General features: G+C 71.0%; 13 protein-coding genes, 2 pseudogenes and 1 riboswitch. Of the genes and pseudogenes, 6 read left to right on the forward strand and 9 right to left on the reverse strand.

Annotation, left to right across the window (positions count from 1 at the left end):
- Positions 1-82 precede the first annotated feature (82 nt).
- The 6 genes and pseudogenes from BJF83_RS03730 to BJF83_RS03755 all read right to left on the reverse strand — a co-directional run bounded on the left by BJF83_RS03730 (position 83) and on the right by BJF83_RS03755 (position 6230).
- Positions 83-1736 (reverse strand): annotated as a pseudogene (locus BJF83_RS03730) (cation acetate symporter).
- On the reverse strand, positions 1733-2113 hold the full coding sequence (locus BJF83_RS03735) for a hypothetical protein (RefSeq protein WP_075925168.1): 381 nt from the start codon (positions 2111-2113) through the stop codon (positions 1733-1735). The pseudogene BJF83_RS03730 and the gene BJF83_RS03735 overlap by 4 nt, the downstream one beginning before the upstream one ends.
- A complete protein-coding gene (locus tag BJF83_RS03740) occupies positions 2110-2928 on the reverse strand; it encodes a LytTR family DNA-binding domain-containing protein (RefSeq protein ID WP_075925169.1) in 819 nt (272 codons plus the stop codon). The genes BJF83_RS03735 and BJF83_RS03740 overlap by 4 nt, the downstream gene beginning before the upstream one ends.
- Entirely contained in the window at positions 2925-3941 is a 1017-nt protein-coding gene (locus BJF83_RS03745) for a sensor histidine kinase (RefSeq protein WP_075925170.1), read from the reverse strand. Before BJF83_RS03745 ends, BJF83_RS03740 begins: the two co-directional genes overlap by 4 nt.
- Positions 3942-4171: 230 nt before the next feature.
- A pseudogene (locus tag BJF83_RS03750) lies at positions 4172-5850 on the reverse strand (cation acetate symporter).
- Positions 5847-6230: a DUF485 domain-containing protein gene (locus BJF83_RS03755; protein WP_075925171.1), complete on the reverse strand. Its 384-nt coding sequence runs from the start codon at positions 6228-6230 to the stop codon at positions 5847-5849. The pseudogene BJF83_RS03750 and the gene BJF83_RS03755 overlap by 4 nt, the downstream one beginning before the upstream one ends.
- A gap of 344 nt (positions 6231-6574) precedes the next feature.
- A riboswitch (guanidine-III (ykkC-III) riboswitch) is annotated at positions 6575-6638 on the forward strand.
- 32 nt (positions 6639-6670) lie between these two features.
- Here BJF83_RS03755 and BJF83_RS03760 point away from each other — a divergent pair.
- Positions 6671-6985 carry a multidrug efflux SMR transporter gene (locus tag BJF83_RS03760; RefSeq protein WP_075925172.1) on the forward strand — a complete coding sequence of 105 codons (315 nt, stop codon included), beginning with the start codon at positions 6671-6673 and terminating at the stop codon, positions 6983-6985.
- A gap of 27 nt (positions 6986-7012) precedes the next feature.
- On the opposite strand, the gene BJF83_RS03765 is transcribed toward BJF83_RS03760, so the two are convergent.
- Together BJF83_RS03765 and BJF83_RS03770 are read right to left on the reverse strand one after the other, a co-directional pair.
- A complete protein-coding gene (locus BJF83_RS03765; protein ID WP_075925173.1) occupies positions 7013-7333 on the reverse strand; it encodes a hypothetical protein in 321 nt (106 codons plus the stop codon).
- A 223-nt stretch (positions 7334-7556) separates the two neighbouring features.
- Entirely contained in the window at positions 7557-7823 is a 267-nt protein-coding gene (locus tag BJF83_RS03770; protein WP_075925174.1) for a hypothetical protein, read from the reverse strand.
- 555 nt (positions 7824-8378) lie between these two features.
- Here BJF83_RS03770 and BJF83_RS03775 point away from each other — a divergent pair.
- Both BJF83_RS03775 and BJF83_RS03780 read left to right on the forward strand, forming a co-directional pair.
- A complete protein-coding gene (locus tag BJF83_RS03775) occupies positions 8379-8558 on the forward strand; it encodes a hypothetical protein (protein ID WP_075925175.1) in 180 nt (59 codons plus the stop codon).
- 481 nt (positions 8559-9039) lie between these two features.
- Positions 9040-9780: a Crp/Fnr family transcriptional regulator gene (locus BJF83_RS03780; RefSeq protein WP_262391289.1), complete on the forward strand. Its 741-nt coding sequence runs from the start codon at positions 9040-9042 to the stop codon at positions 9778-9780.
- 116 nt (positions 9781-9896) lie between these two features.
- Here BJF83_RS03780 and BJF83_RS03785 read toward each other — a convergent pair whose 3' ends face one another.
- Positions 9897-10397, reverse strand: coding sequence for a hypothetical protein (locus BJF83_RS03785; protein ID WP_143831773.1), 501 nt, complete (start codon positions 10395-10397; stop codon positions 9897-9899).
- Positions 10398-10899: 502 nt separating this feature from the next.
- Between BJF83_RS03785 and BJF83_RS03790 the strand changes: the two genes are divergently transcribed.
- The 3 genes from BJF83_RS03790 (at position 10900) to BJF83_RS03800 (ending at position 12605) form a co-directional block, all read left to right on the forward strand.
- Entirely contained in the window at positions 10900-11184 is a 285-nt protein-coding gene (locus BJF83_RS03790; protein ID WP_075925178.1) for a hypothetical protein, read from the forward strand.
- 177 nt (positions 11185-11361) lie between these two features.
- Positions 11362-12102, forward strand: a complete 741-nt coding sequence (locus tag BJF83_RS03795) for a Crp/Fnr family transcriptional regulator (RefSeq protein ID WP_075925179.1) — start codon at positions 11362-11364, stop codon at positions 12100-12102.
- A 257-nt stretch (positions 12103-12359) separates the two neighbouring features.
- Positions 12360-12605 (forward strand): hypothetical protein, encoded by a 246-nt coding sequence (locus tag BJF83_RS03800; protein ID WP_075925180.1) that lies wholly within the window; start codon positions 12360-12362, stop codon positions 12603-12605.
- Positions 12606-12787 lie beyond the last annotated feature (182 nt).

Below are 12787 nucleotides of genomic sequence, written 5' to 3' on the forward strand. Positions count from 1 at the left end.
GGGTCGTGCTGTGATCGTACGTGTTCCGGCCAGGCCTTACCCCGGAAACCGCCGCTTCGGCGGTCCGACGTCCGGAGCCTCCTCAGGGGGAGTGCAGGCGCAGCACCGCGTGTTCGGCCCAGTCCGGAGGCCGGCTGAGGCGCGAGACGACCGCCATCGTCGTGAACGCCAACGGGATCGTCCACGCCGCCGGTTGCGCCAGCAGAACCGTCGGCCACCCGGGCGGCGTGTCCGTGAGGACGGACCACCCGACCGCCCCCGTCGCCGTCACCGCGCCGACGACCAACCCCGCCGCCGCCCCCGGCAGGTCAGCCGCCGCCACCAGATCCCCAGCACGAGAAGTGGGCAGAACGTCGACGCCGCCACCGTGAACGCCCACACCACGAGCACGTTGATGTCGATCCCCTGCACCGGGAGCGCCAGGAACACGGCCACGCAGGCCCCGACGGCCACCGCCAGGCGCAGCCGAGGAACGCTGCCCTGGAACAGGTCGTGCGACAGCCCGCCCGCCAGCGCCAGCAGCAGGCCGGACGAGGTCGACAGGAACGCGCCGAACGCCCCCGCCGCCACCAGGGCCGTCAGCAGCGTGCCCGCGGTCCCCGGAGCCGCCTCGGCGGGCAGCACCACCGCGACGGTGTCGGTGCCGCGCAGCAGCACCAGTTGGGGCGTGAGCACCCGGCCGAGCAGCCCGTACACCGCCGGGAACAGGTAGAACAGTCCCAACAGCGCGATCACTCCGACGCCCACCCGCCGGGCCACGTGCGCGGTCGCACTGGTGTGGAAGCGCATGATGACGTGCGGCAGCCCCATGCAGCCGAGCGTGATCGCGAGCAGCGTCGACCACGTCTCGAACAGCGGGAACCCGCCCGCGCCCAGCAGCGGCGTGCTCCACAGGTCGCCGCCGAACTCCGGCAGGCCCGCCGGGTGGGGCACACCAGTCCCCGCCGGGAAGACGTACTCGGTCCCCTCCGCCACCGTGTGCTCGCCCGCCGTCAGCTCCACCCGCGCACCGGAGGAGGGCTCGGTGACGGTCACCGGCTCCTCCAGGTGGAACCGCGTGCCCACCGTGAACTCCACGGGCGTGGCCTCGGGGAAGCGCGTTCCCCACTCGGGATGCAGGGCCTCGGACCGGGTGTCGCGCCCGAGACCACGACCAGGTACACGGCGGGCACGGCGAGGAAGGCCAGTTTGACCGCGTAGTGGAAGGCCTGGACGTAGGTGGCCGACCGCATCCCCCCGGCGGCGATGGACCCGCTCACCACCAGTCCCGCGAGGACCACGCCCACCCAGTACGGCGTTCCGCTGACCAGGGAGAGCACCACTCCGGCGCCCTTGAACTGGGGAACCAGGTACAGCAGCATGATCACCAGCACCACGAGGCCGCACAGCTTCCGCAGTCGCGGCGCGCCCAGCCGGTACTCGGCGAAGTCCGGCACGGTGTAGGCGCCCGACCGGCGCATCGGACCGGCCACCAGCGCCACCACCGCCACGTAGCCCGCGGTGAACCCCACCGCGTACCACATCGCGCCCACCCCGTTCTTGAGCACCAGCCCCGCCAGCCCGAGCATGGAGGCTGCCGACAGGTACTCCCCGGCGATCGCCATCGCGTTCCAGCGGGGGGTGACCCGGCGCGAGGCCACGAGGAAGTCCGAGGCCGACCGCGCGGCGTGCACGCCGTAGACGCCGATCACCAGACTCGTGAGCAGGACCAGGCCGATCGCCAGGACGGAGATCACCGCCCGACCCCGTCCGGGCCGTCGTCAGGACGCTCCCGTTCCTCGGCGCGCTCGGCCGCGCGCACGTGCCACAGGGCCAACCCGAACAGCAGTGGGTAGACCACCACCGTCAGCAGCAGCCACGACACCGGGATCTGCGCCCACCGGACCCGGCCGAGCACCGGGAACAGCGCGAACGCGCCGCTCATCCCGAACAGCAGCAGCGACAGCAGCGCCACCGTGCGCACCGCGGTCCGCCGCTGGGCGCGGAACAGCCGCCGCGCCCGCTCCGTGTCCACCGGTTCCGGTATCGGCAGCAGGTGCTGCACCGGCCGGTTGCCCCTCGCCAGCGCCACCCTCGTCTGCGGGCTGGTCAGCTTCTCCCGCCGCGTGCTCACGGCGCCGACCGAGGGTCGTCGCCGTCACGGGGCCCGCCCCGACCGCCGGCGCGCGCGTTGGCCGCCCGTCCCAGTTGGTCGCGCCGGGCCGCCTCCATCAACTGCTCGCGCAGGTGCCGACCGTGCCTGCGACTGACCGGGACGTCACCGGCCGGAGTGCCCGCCACCAGGCCGGAGGAGGAGGTCACGCGCAGGTCCCGCACCCACGGGATGGCGATGAGGTAGCCGCGGTGCACGCGCACGAACCCCGCCGCCGCCCACACCTCCTCCAGGTAGGACAGCGACAGCCGGATCAGGTGCGTGCCGTCGGCCGTGTGCAGACGCACGTAGTCGCCCTGGGCCTCGACGAACTGCACGTCGTCGCGTTTGACGAACACCGTCCGCCGCCCGGAGTCGATCTGCACCACGTGCAGGTCCTCGGCGGGCGGGGCCGCGTCGGCGGGCCGCCGCAGCTGGGCGATCCGGCCGACCGCCTCCGCCAGCCGCTCGGGCCGGATCGGTTTGAGCAGGTAGTCGACGGCGCCGATCCCGAACGCCTCCACCGCGTGCGCCTCGGAGGCGGTCACGAACACGATCGACGGCGGCTCCGACAGGACGCTGAGCACCCGCGCCACGTCCATGCCGGTCAGGCCGGGCATGAGGATGTCGAGGAAGGCCGCGTCGATCGAGGTGGTCCCCAGCAGCCGCACCGCGGTCGCGCCGTTCTCCGCGACCAGGACCTCCGCCACCTCTGGCATGTCACCGAGCAGCGCGGCCAGCTCCTGCCGGGTCGACGCCTCGTCCTCGACCACCAGGACCCTGAGCCGGGCCCTCACGGCGTCACCACCCCCCGGGTGAACCTCGGCACACGCACGGTCACCTTCGTCCCCTCTCCCAGCGCGGTCTCGATCACCAGACCGTACTCGGGGCCGTAGACGGCGCGCAGTCGCTGGTCGACGTTGGCCAGTCCGACCCCGCGCGACTGCGGGCCGGTGCCCGCCAGCAGCGACCGGGCCAGGTCGGGGTGCATGCCCACGCCGTCGTCCTCGATCTCGATGACGCACAGCGGCCCCTCGCCGTAGCCGGACACGCTGATGTGCCCGCGTCCCTCCTTGCGCTCCAGGCCGTGCCGGACGGCGTTCTCCACGATCGGCTGCACCACCAGGAAGGGCACGGCCACCGGCAGCACCTCCGGGGCCATCCGCACGGTGATGTCCAGACGGTCGTGGAAGCGGGCGCGCTGGAGTTCGAGGTAGGTCTGCGTGGCCTCCAGTTCATCGGAGACCGTGGCGTAGTCGCCCTTGTCGGAGAACCCGTAGCGCAGGTAGTCGGCGAAGTCGGACAGCAGGTGGCGGGCGCGGTCGGGGTCGGCGCGCACCAGCGCGGCGATCACGGCGAGGGCGTTGTGCACGAAGTGGGGCGAGATCTGCGCCCGCAGCGAGCGCAGGTCGGCGGCGGCGATCCGCGCGCGTGCCCGGCGCAGCGCCGCGTGGTCGAGGTGCTCCGCGACCAGTGCGGCGGCCGCCTCCACGTCGGCCTCCACGGGGTCGCCCACGGCCACCAGCGCTCCGGACAGCTCCTCGGCCACCATGAGCGGGGCCGCGTACGCGGCGGCGCCGTCGGACAGACGGGCGCGCGCACCGCCGCCGTACTCGAAGACCTGGGCGAGCAACGCGTTCAGGTCCTCCGCGCCGACGCGCCGACCGTGCGCGGCGACGGGTCCGTCGAGGTCGGCGAGGACCAGCGCGTCCACCGCGAGCAGCCGCCGCAGGCGCCGGGCGGCGGCGGGGGCGCCCCGACCGTGCGGTCCGTCCTGGAGGTCGAGTCCCAGAGCGTGGAGCTGGCGCATCAGTTCGGCACTCGACCGCCGATCCGAGGACGCCCGGCGCCGTCGGGAGGGGGAAGACCGCGACAGCCACCTGTTTGACACGGTACGACCCTATCCCAGCGGGATGTGTCGGTGGTCACGTTCCGAGCCCTCTCGCCCTGGTCCGGGACCGGACGGGGTCGAGCCCGCCCCCTGGACGGATGGGGCGGGCTCGTGCTCGCTTCGGGCCTCGGCCCGTGTCGGGGCGCCCCTTAGCGGTGCGCGGCCTTCTCCGCCCCAGCTCCGGTCAGCGCGCGGACCTGGAGCGTGGCGAACTTGTCGAAGTCGCGCTCCTTGGACAGGAACGTCCCGACCACCGCGCACAGCAGGCCCAGCGGCACGGACACCAGCGCGGGGTTCGGGATCGGGAACCACGCGAAGTCGGCGCCCGGGATGAGCGCGTTCTCCGACCCGGAGACCACCGGGGAGAAGAACACCAGGCCGACGGCGGCGATCAGGCCGCCGTAGATCCCGGCCAGGGCGCCCGCCGTGTTGAACCGCTTCCAGAACAGGCTGAGCAGCAGTGTCGGCAGGTTGGCCGAGGCGGCGACCGCGAAGGCGAGCGCGACCAGGAAGGCCACGTTGAGCCCTTGCGCGAACACGGCCAGGACGATCGCGACGGCGCCGATGGCCATGGCGGCGATCCGGGCGACCCGGACCTCCTCACGACCGCTCGCCTTTCCCCCGCGCAGCACGGAGTTGTAGAAGTCGTGCGCCAGGGACGAGGACGACGCGATGACCAGCCCGGCGACCGTGGAGAGGATCGCCGCGAACGCCGCTGACGCGATGAGCGCCAGGAGGACCGAGCCGGCGATCGGGCCGCCGACGCTCTCGCCCACGGTCTGCGCCAGCTGTGGGGCGGCGGTGTTCCCGGCCGCGTTCTGGGCCGTGATGGCCTCGTGTCCGACCAGTGCCGCCGCGCCGAAGCCCAGCACCAGGGTCATCAGGTAGAAGCTGCCGATGAGGCCGATGCCCCAGTTGACGGACTTGCGTGCGCTCTGGGAGTCGGGAACGGTGTAGAAGCGGATGAGGATGTGTGGCAGACCGGCCGTGCCCAGCACCAGGGCCAGACCCAGGCTGATCAGGTCCAGTTTGTTCCACATGGTCTGGACGGGATCGCCCGCCACCTCGACGCCGTAGCGCAGCCCGGGCTCCAGGAACGCGGCCCCGTTCGCGCTGGCCTCGGCGGCGTCGCCCATCAGCGCGCCCAGGTCGAAGCCGTACAGCGACAGTGTGAGCACGGTCAGCAGGGCGGCGCCTGACATGAGGATGACGGCCTTGACGATCTGCACCCAGGTGGTGCCCTTCATCCCGCCGAGGGTCACGTAGGTGGTCATCAGCAGGCCGACCACCACGATACCGACGACCTTGGCGACCTCGGCGTCCATGCCGAGGAAGGTCTCGCCCGGCTGGATGCCCAGCAGCAGGGCGATGAGCGCGCCCGCGCCGACCATCTGGGCGAGGAGGTAGAAGACCGACACCACGACCGTGGAGACCGCGGCCGCGGTCCGGACCGGTCGCTGGTTCATCCGGTAGGACAGCACGTCGCCCATGGTGTAGCGGCCGGAGTTGCGCAACAGCTCGGCGACGAGCAGGAGCGCGACCAGCCAGGCGACGAGGAAGCCGATGGAGTAGAGGAAACCGTCGTAGCCGAACAGGGCGATGATCCCGCGATGCCGAGGAAGGAGGCGGCGGACATGTAGTCGCTGCCGATCGCCAGGCCGTTCTGGAGCGGGGAGAACCCGCGGCCGCCGGAGTGGAAGTCGGTGGCCGTGCGGGTCGTGCGGCTGGCCCACACGGTGATGCCGAGTGTGGCCGCGACCATGAGGCCGAAGAGGACGAGGGTGACGGCGCGGCTTCCCTCGCTGACCGCCTCCTGCGCGAGCGTCATCGGCCCTCCTCCTCCGTGACGGCGGGCAGCTCCTCGCGAAGCTCCGTGGCCAGGCCGTCGAGCCGCCTTCGGGCGTAGAGCGTGTACAGCACGGCGATGCCGAAGGTGGAGACGAACTGGAGCACGCCGAACACGAGCGCCACGTTCACGGTGCCGAAGAGCACGGTGCCCATGAGGTCGCGGGCGAAGGCGGACATGAGGACGTAGAGCAGGTACCAGGCGAGGAACCCGAGGCTCATGGGGAAGACGAAGACGAAGAGCCGCCGCTTGAGCTCGACGAAGCGCGGGTCACCGTGCATCGAGACGAAGGCCGCGTCCCGGGTGGTGCCACCGCCGTCGCCCGGCGGGGCCGAACCCCGGATCTGTTTCTCGGTTGCCATGGTGGAACTCCTCTGGGGGATGTGCGGGGCCGCCGGTGACACCCGCGTCACACGGATGTGACCTGGGTTACTCGGAACTGTAAGGAGGGACACGACCGCGGGGGAGGAGGCGCGCGCGTGCGAGCGGTGAACGCTGGGGCCGCGCGTCGAGCGGTCGTCCAGGGCGCGGTGAACGGTCGATTCACGCGCTGAACGGACGACGGGCGGCCCCGGGCCGCGAGTGCCCCGGAGCCGACCTGTGGCGCGGATCCCGGCCCGCGCGGATGACTTCCGGGCGGGCCGGCGTTGCACCGTGCGGACGGGCTGTGGCCCTCCGCCGGCGGACGTGTGTGAATCTTCGAACCGGCGGGCCGGCCCCCAGCACCCCGGACGAGGTGCGCCGTACCCGGAACGACAAGACGGCGCGGACATGTTCGCCGCGTCGTGGAGGTCTTCGGGGCATGGCCTGGGTCGTTCTTGTGGTCTCCGGTCTGCTGGAGGCGGTGTGGGCCACCGCGTTGAACGCCTCACAGGGGTTCACGCGTCTGTGGCCCTCCGTCGTCTTCGGCGTGTCGCTGGTTCTGAGCATGGGCGGGCTGGCGTTCGCCCTGCGCACCGTGGCGCTCGGGACCGGCTACGCCGTCTGGGTCGCCATCGGGGTCGTGGGAACCGCCCTGGTCGGCGCGTTCCTGTTCGGGGAGGGCTTCAGCGCGGCCAAGGCGGCGTGCCTGGCGCTCATCGTCGCCGGAGTGGTCGGACTGAAGCTCCTCCACTGACCCGCGGGCGGTCGTGCCCGCCGCCGGTCAGTCGACCCAGGTGCGGACGTTGTCCACCCCCCCGCCCTCGGGGCCGGCGAAGTACTCGCTCTCGGTGTGCACCACGGAACCTTCCTCGGTCACCGTGGTCCGGACCACCGTCAGGCGGGCCTCGAACCGGTTGAGTTGGACGCTGCGGTGTTCGTAGCCGATCTCGGCGGCGGCCCCGGCGGCCGTCCCCGCGATCGCGCCCGCGGCGAGGGCCAGGGTGAACAGGACGCGGCCCGGAGCCCGGAGGAGGGCGGGGAACCCGCCGCTCCGCTCGTGCGGACTCGTGGATCGGTGGGATGCGGTGCGGTGTTCTGTCAACGGTCGTCCTTCCGGTGGGTGAGGCACGTGAAGGGGAGGCCCGCCCCGTGGGCAAGGCCTCCCCGGCCACGTGTGCGCCGGTGTCGGCGCACGGTCGGTCGGTCCGGTCCGGGGCTCATGCGCCTGGACCGTGTCTCCGAGCCTGTCTCATCCATGCCCGATCCCGCGTGGAGGACACGCCATTTGATAACACTCCGTAACAGTCTCGCAGCTTTGAGTGTCCCTATCGGTGATGCCACGGGCTGTGGCAGCGGCTGTGGTGGCGGTAGTGCCAGTCGCCGAGGCAGCTGTTGCTGTAGCCGTATCCGTGGCGGAACTTGGCCTTCCCGTACCGGTACTTGTCGCGGTCGTGGCGGTCGTGCCGGTCGTGCCGGTCGTGCCGGTCGTGGCGGTCGTGGCGGTCGTGGCGGTCGTCGCCGGTCGTCGGCGGTCCCGCGTCCGTCCCGGTCGCCGCGCCGGTCGCCGTCGCCGTTCCTTGAGCCGTAGTCACTCTGGCCGGGCGACATGCTCTGCTGGCTGACGGATGGGCTGGCGGCCTGGTTGGCCTGGGCCATCGCGACCGACGGCACGCCGAACGCCAGAGTCGGGACGGTGACTCCCGCGATCAGGGCGCTCGCGATCCTTCCCCTGCCCATCGAAACCCCCTTCGGTCGTCGCGAGGGCGCACGGCGTTGATGCCCGTGGCAGCGCCACCACATCCGGTCGACGGGAGCCCCTTGTACCCATGACCCCCGCCGAGGTCCTGGGACGCTGCACCCGGACGCTGCCGTCGGTCGGCACCCTCACGTAAGCACAATCGGTGAACCGATGTGTGCGATATGTGGTAGTCCTGGGAGATCTTTTAAGTTTCTACTTCTTCCTCATCCTATGTCTCGAATGTGAAGCGTGCGAAAAGAACTGTCATATACGTGACATTCGGCTTGGCGTAGCACCCGGCCGGGGGTCGGTCGGTCTAGGTTTCGAAGTGGTCGGGTACCCGGTCGCCGGTGAGAGCCGGTGTCGAGAATCCGGCCCTGAGTAACTCTCATCACTTCGGAGATACGGTATGACGTTCAAGCAGGGTGACCGCGTTCAGTTCCGCAGCAGCCGCCACAACGACCAGATCCGCACCGGTCGTGTGCACTCGGTCCAGGGCAAGGGCAAGGGCGCTCAGTTCACGATCACCGACGACGAGGACCAGCAGTCGGTCCACGTTCACGCGCACCAGATCGAGGGCAAGCTCTAGCCCGCCGCTTTCACGCGCGACGGGGGCGTCCGGCCGAGTGCCGGACGCCCCTTCGCGTGGGGGGCGAGGCGTCCCATTCCCCCTTCTTCCTTGGTAAAGGAAGCTTTTGTCGATCTGGCGGCACCGATCACGGAGTCCTCCCGTGCGGGTACCCGCCCCCGTGCTCTAATCGCGATGGGGAGCGATGGGTGCTCCGACGGCGGACCGCGCTCCGAGAGCCGCCCCGAGCGAACCCCGGGACGTCCGACGCGAGCGACGGCGCGCGATCATCGCGCCCGCGCCCAGAGCGTGACAGTGCTCTCCGTGGAGACCGACGCGAGCGGCCGGGGAGACGAAAGGTCTCATCGGCCCACGCCGATCCCGCGGCGCACGTCCGTCCGACTTCTGCGCGTGGCTGCCTGGCCACACGAATCCACCGTCCGCCTCGTCCGTCCCACGTGGGCGTGCGAGCACGAGTTCGGGTGAGGAGCCGTTGAAGAACATGCAGGCGACAGGTGTGGGACGTACCGACGAGTACCGGGTCGTAGCCCCCAGGGTGAGCGGCGAGACGGTGGACCCCGAGCGGTTCCACCTGGCCGAATGGGTCGTGTCGTGTCTGGAGAGCAGGGGAGCGGCCCGTCCGGGCCCCGCGGCCGTGGCCGCCCTCGCGGAACGGCTCACGACACGGCTCCTGAGCCGGGGCGAACTGGCCTTCCGGGAGGGTGACCGCGACGCGGGGGTGTGGATCGTCAGGTCCGGCCGCCTCGAACTCGCCGTCAAGGGCCGGGCACGTCCGCTGATCGTGCAGATCCTGCGCCCCGGAGGCGTCGACGGCGACATCCAGAAGCTGCTGGGCATGCCCTTCCCGTACCGGGCGCGCGCCCTGGAGGATTCGGAATGCCTGACCCTGGCGCCGCACGACTTCGAGGAGCTGCTGGGCGAGCACCCCGAGATGTCCCGTCTGTGGATGTCGACCATGGCCGAGCGGCTGTCCGAGTCGCACGACCGCATCGTGGGGATGCTCGGCCGCACGCTCACCCAGCAGAGCGCACGGCTGCTCCTGGACGAGGCCAGCGGCGGCGTGGTCGACGTGCCCCAGCAGAAACTGTCGGAGATGCTGGGCGTGTGCCGGCCCTCCCTGAACAAGGTGCTCAAGGAGCTGGAGGGGCACGGCCTCATCCGACTGCGCTACGGCGCCGTCGACATCCTCGACCCCTACGGGCTCGCCCAGAGGGCCGACTGACCAGGGCGAACACGGGGCCGCCGACGCGATGCGCCGATCGCGTCCGGCGGGCTCGGGCAGGTGAAAAGGGTGGGAACCGTATGGTCCCCACCCTGTGGCCCCGGTCTTCCGAAGTACTAGACGGCGGCTTCCGAGGAGGCGTCCTCGGCCCGCTCCGAGCGGCGGCGCGTGATGTACATGACCACGCCGCCGGTCAGGGCGATCGCGCCGCCCACCAGCGCGAGGTCCTCGGACGGTCCGGTGACGGCGAGCTCCGCGGGAGCCTCCCCCACCACCGCGCCGCCGCCTCCGCCGCCCCCTCCCACTCCAGGGCGAGGGCACGGGCCGATGAAGGCACCGCCCACACCGGCTCCGTCACAGACCTCGTGGAATTCGCTGTCCTCGGTGCCGGAGTGCACGCCGCCGCCGTTGTCGTCGATGCGGGGACGGCCGCTCAGCGGACCCCCGCCGCGACCTTCCTCGGCTTCGGCGGGCACCGCGCCCTCCGCGGGTGCGTCGTCGACGGTGTCGGCCGTGGCCACGCCGGCGACGGACAGCGAGCCGCCAATGAGAGCGGCCATCGCGACCCCGGGCCAGAATCTCTTGTCCAGAACAGCGCGTCGAACGAGTTCAGACATTTGCACTCCTATGGATTGGATGCAGGTAGTCGCAGCTTTTCGTAGATTCGTGGGTCATTAGTGGACCAACGCGCCGACGGAAGCGGAGAACTGTGTCGCTCTTCCGACACTTCTCCGCCCCGCGGTGCCGTGGAAACTGCGTAAATCTCTTTCGCTGCGGGCTTTCTGGTGCTCCGTTGGCGACTGCATGGGTTCGCGGCGTGATCAACAACTGCGCCCCCCTTGCAGGCAAAATGCCGGAAATACTGTCGCTTCGGTAACAGATCAACCTGTATATGGGGAATTCTTGTGGTTACCTGGTGCGCGTTGCCGTCACACGGGGCCGTTCCCGACCCCGAACGGGCGGTGACCCGGACCCCGACCGGGGGGACGGCGTCCCCACCGGTCGTTGGACCGGGGCGGGAACCGCCAGACGAGAACGTCCCGCGTGGAGGTGCTCGGCGGAACTCGCCGGTGGCTCGGGCGGGCTCAGGGCCCGTCCGTCGCACAGGAGGGAACTTCCATGAAGGCGAAGACGATCGCACGCGTCCTGGTGGCCGGAGTCGCGGCCCCTATGTTGGCCCTCGGTGTTCCGTCGGTCGCCCTGGCCGGCAGCTTCTGGCACGGAGACGCCCAGTTCGCCGGTCCCTACGGCGCCGCTTCGCAGAGCATCACCGCCATCGCCGGCAACCACGGCGGCGGTTTCGGATTCGGCGGTGGCGGCGGTTTCGCACTGTACAAGGCCAGTTCGTCCGTCGCGGGGCCGTTCGGCGCGTCCTCGCAGAACCTCTTCAGTTTCGCCAACTAGCTGGAAGCAAGGCGGGTGCCCCCCACGGGACCGCCCGCCTGCCGCAAGGAGGTCTCGTCCCCGTGGCGGGACCTCCGCCCTTGCGTGTGTCGCCGACGCACCTCCCCGACGACACGCGTTCGCGGTGCGGTTCGCGCTCATCCGCGGACGCGCCACGGGCTGGACGGAGGACGGAGAATGAACCCGAGGGTCACGCCGGCGAACTCCGAGCGCCGGCTGAACGGGGCCGAGACCACGGATCCACGCATCCAGCAGGCGGCGTGGGTGGCGCGCTGCGTGGGTCGGGGATCGGCCGCGCCGCTCACCCCCCGCGACCTGAGCGCGCTCGCGACGTTCCTGCACCGACAGTCGCTCTCCCGTGGCGCCGTCGCCTTCCGCGAGGGCGACCCCGCCACCCGCGTGTGGATCGTCCGCTCCGGCCACGTGGAGTTGTCCGTGGGCGTCGGCGACGAGCGCACGGTGATCGAGATCAGGCACGCGGGCGACGTCGACGGCGACATCCAGTTCCTGCTGGGCAAGCCGCTGCCCTACACGGCGCGGGCCACGGACGACGTGGAACTGCTGTATCTGCGCACCGAGGACTTCGAGCACCTGATGTCGGAGCACCGTGCGCTCGCCCGGCGGTGGCTGGCCAGCATCGCCGGACGGCTGGACGCCAGTCAGGGCAGGATCATGGAGTTGCTGGGCAAGACCCTGACCGAGCAGACCGCCCGCCTGCTGCTGGACGAGGCCTCCAGTTCGGTGGTCCCCCTGCCCCAGCGCACGTTGGCTGCGATGCTCGGCGTGCGCCGCCCCTCCCTCAACCGGGTCCTCAAGCGGTTGGAACGGGAGGAACTCATCGAGATGAGGTACGCGGCGATCGAAATTTTGGACGCCGAGGGGCTGTACAAGAAGGCACGCGGAGAACCGGGCCCCTGATTGAGTCACCGAGGAGACAATCGGACTGCGCTCACGGCCCGTGAGTGGTTGATTGGTTGATGGTTGCGATCGCGACTTCATGCGGTACACAACGCGCGGGGACAGGCGTGAACGGAGGCGCAGGACGCTTCCGTCGCCCACGGCCAGGCGCCTTGACCGGGGGCCCCGCGCCCAATCAGAGCACAGGCAGGCCACCGCGTCGTGGCTACCTCGGCGGGGTGGTGGGGCGATTCGCCCCGGTTGCAAGGGAGCAGACCATGCCGAAGCGCACTGTTCGCCGTGTGGCGGCCGTGCTTCTCGCGGCGCCCATGCTCGCGCTGGCGGCTCCGGCCGTCTCGTCGGCTGACATCTACGGCGGCTGGGGGCCCAGCTGGAGCTACGGCTACCCCGGCTACTACGGCGGTTGGGGCGGCTGGTACGGCGGCGCGTTCTACTCGCAGAGCGGCAGCTTCGCGGGACCGTACGGCGCGGCCTCGTACGACGTCTTCAGCTTCGCCCGGTAGGCGGAACTCCTAAGGAGGGACGACGCGGCACCGGTTCTCCGGTCGCCGCGCAACGGACCCGCTCCCGAACGGGGGCGGGTCCTTCGGTCATGTCCCTTGGAGTGGTGTAACTTCACAACCGCACTAACCCCCGGGATGTGACCCGGGACCGATCTCGCTGGGGCCCCTCTGCCGCCCTGGTC

The organism is Nocardiopsis sp. CNR-923, assembly GCF_001942255.1.
GTDB lineage: Bacteria > Actinomycetota > Actinomycetes > Streptosporangiales > Streptosporangiaceae > Nocardiopsis.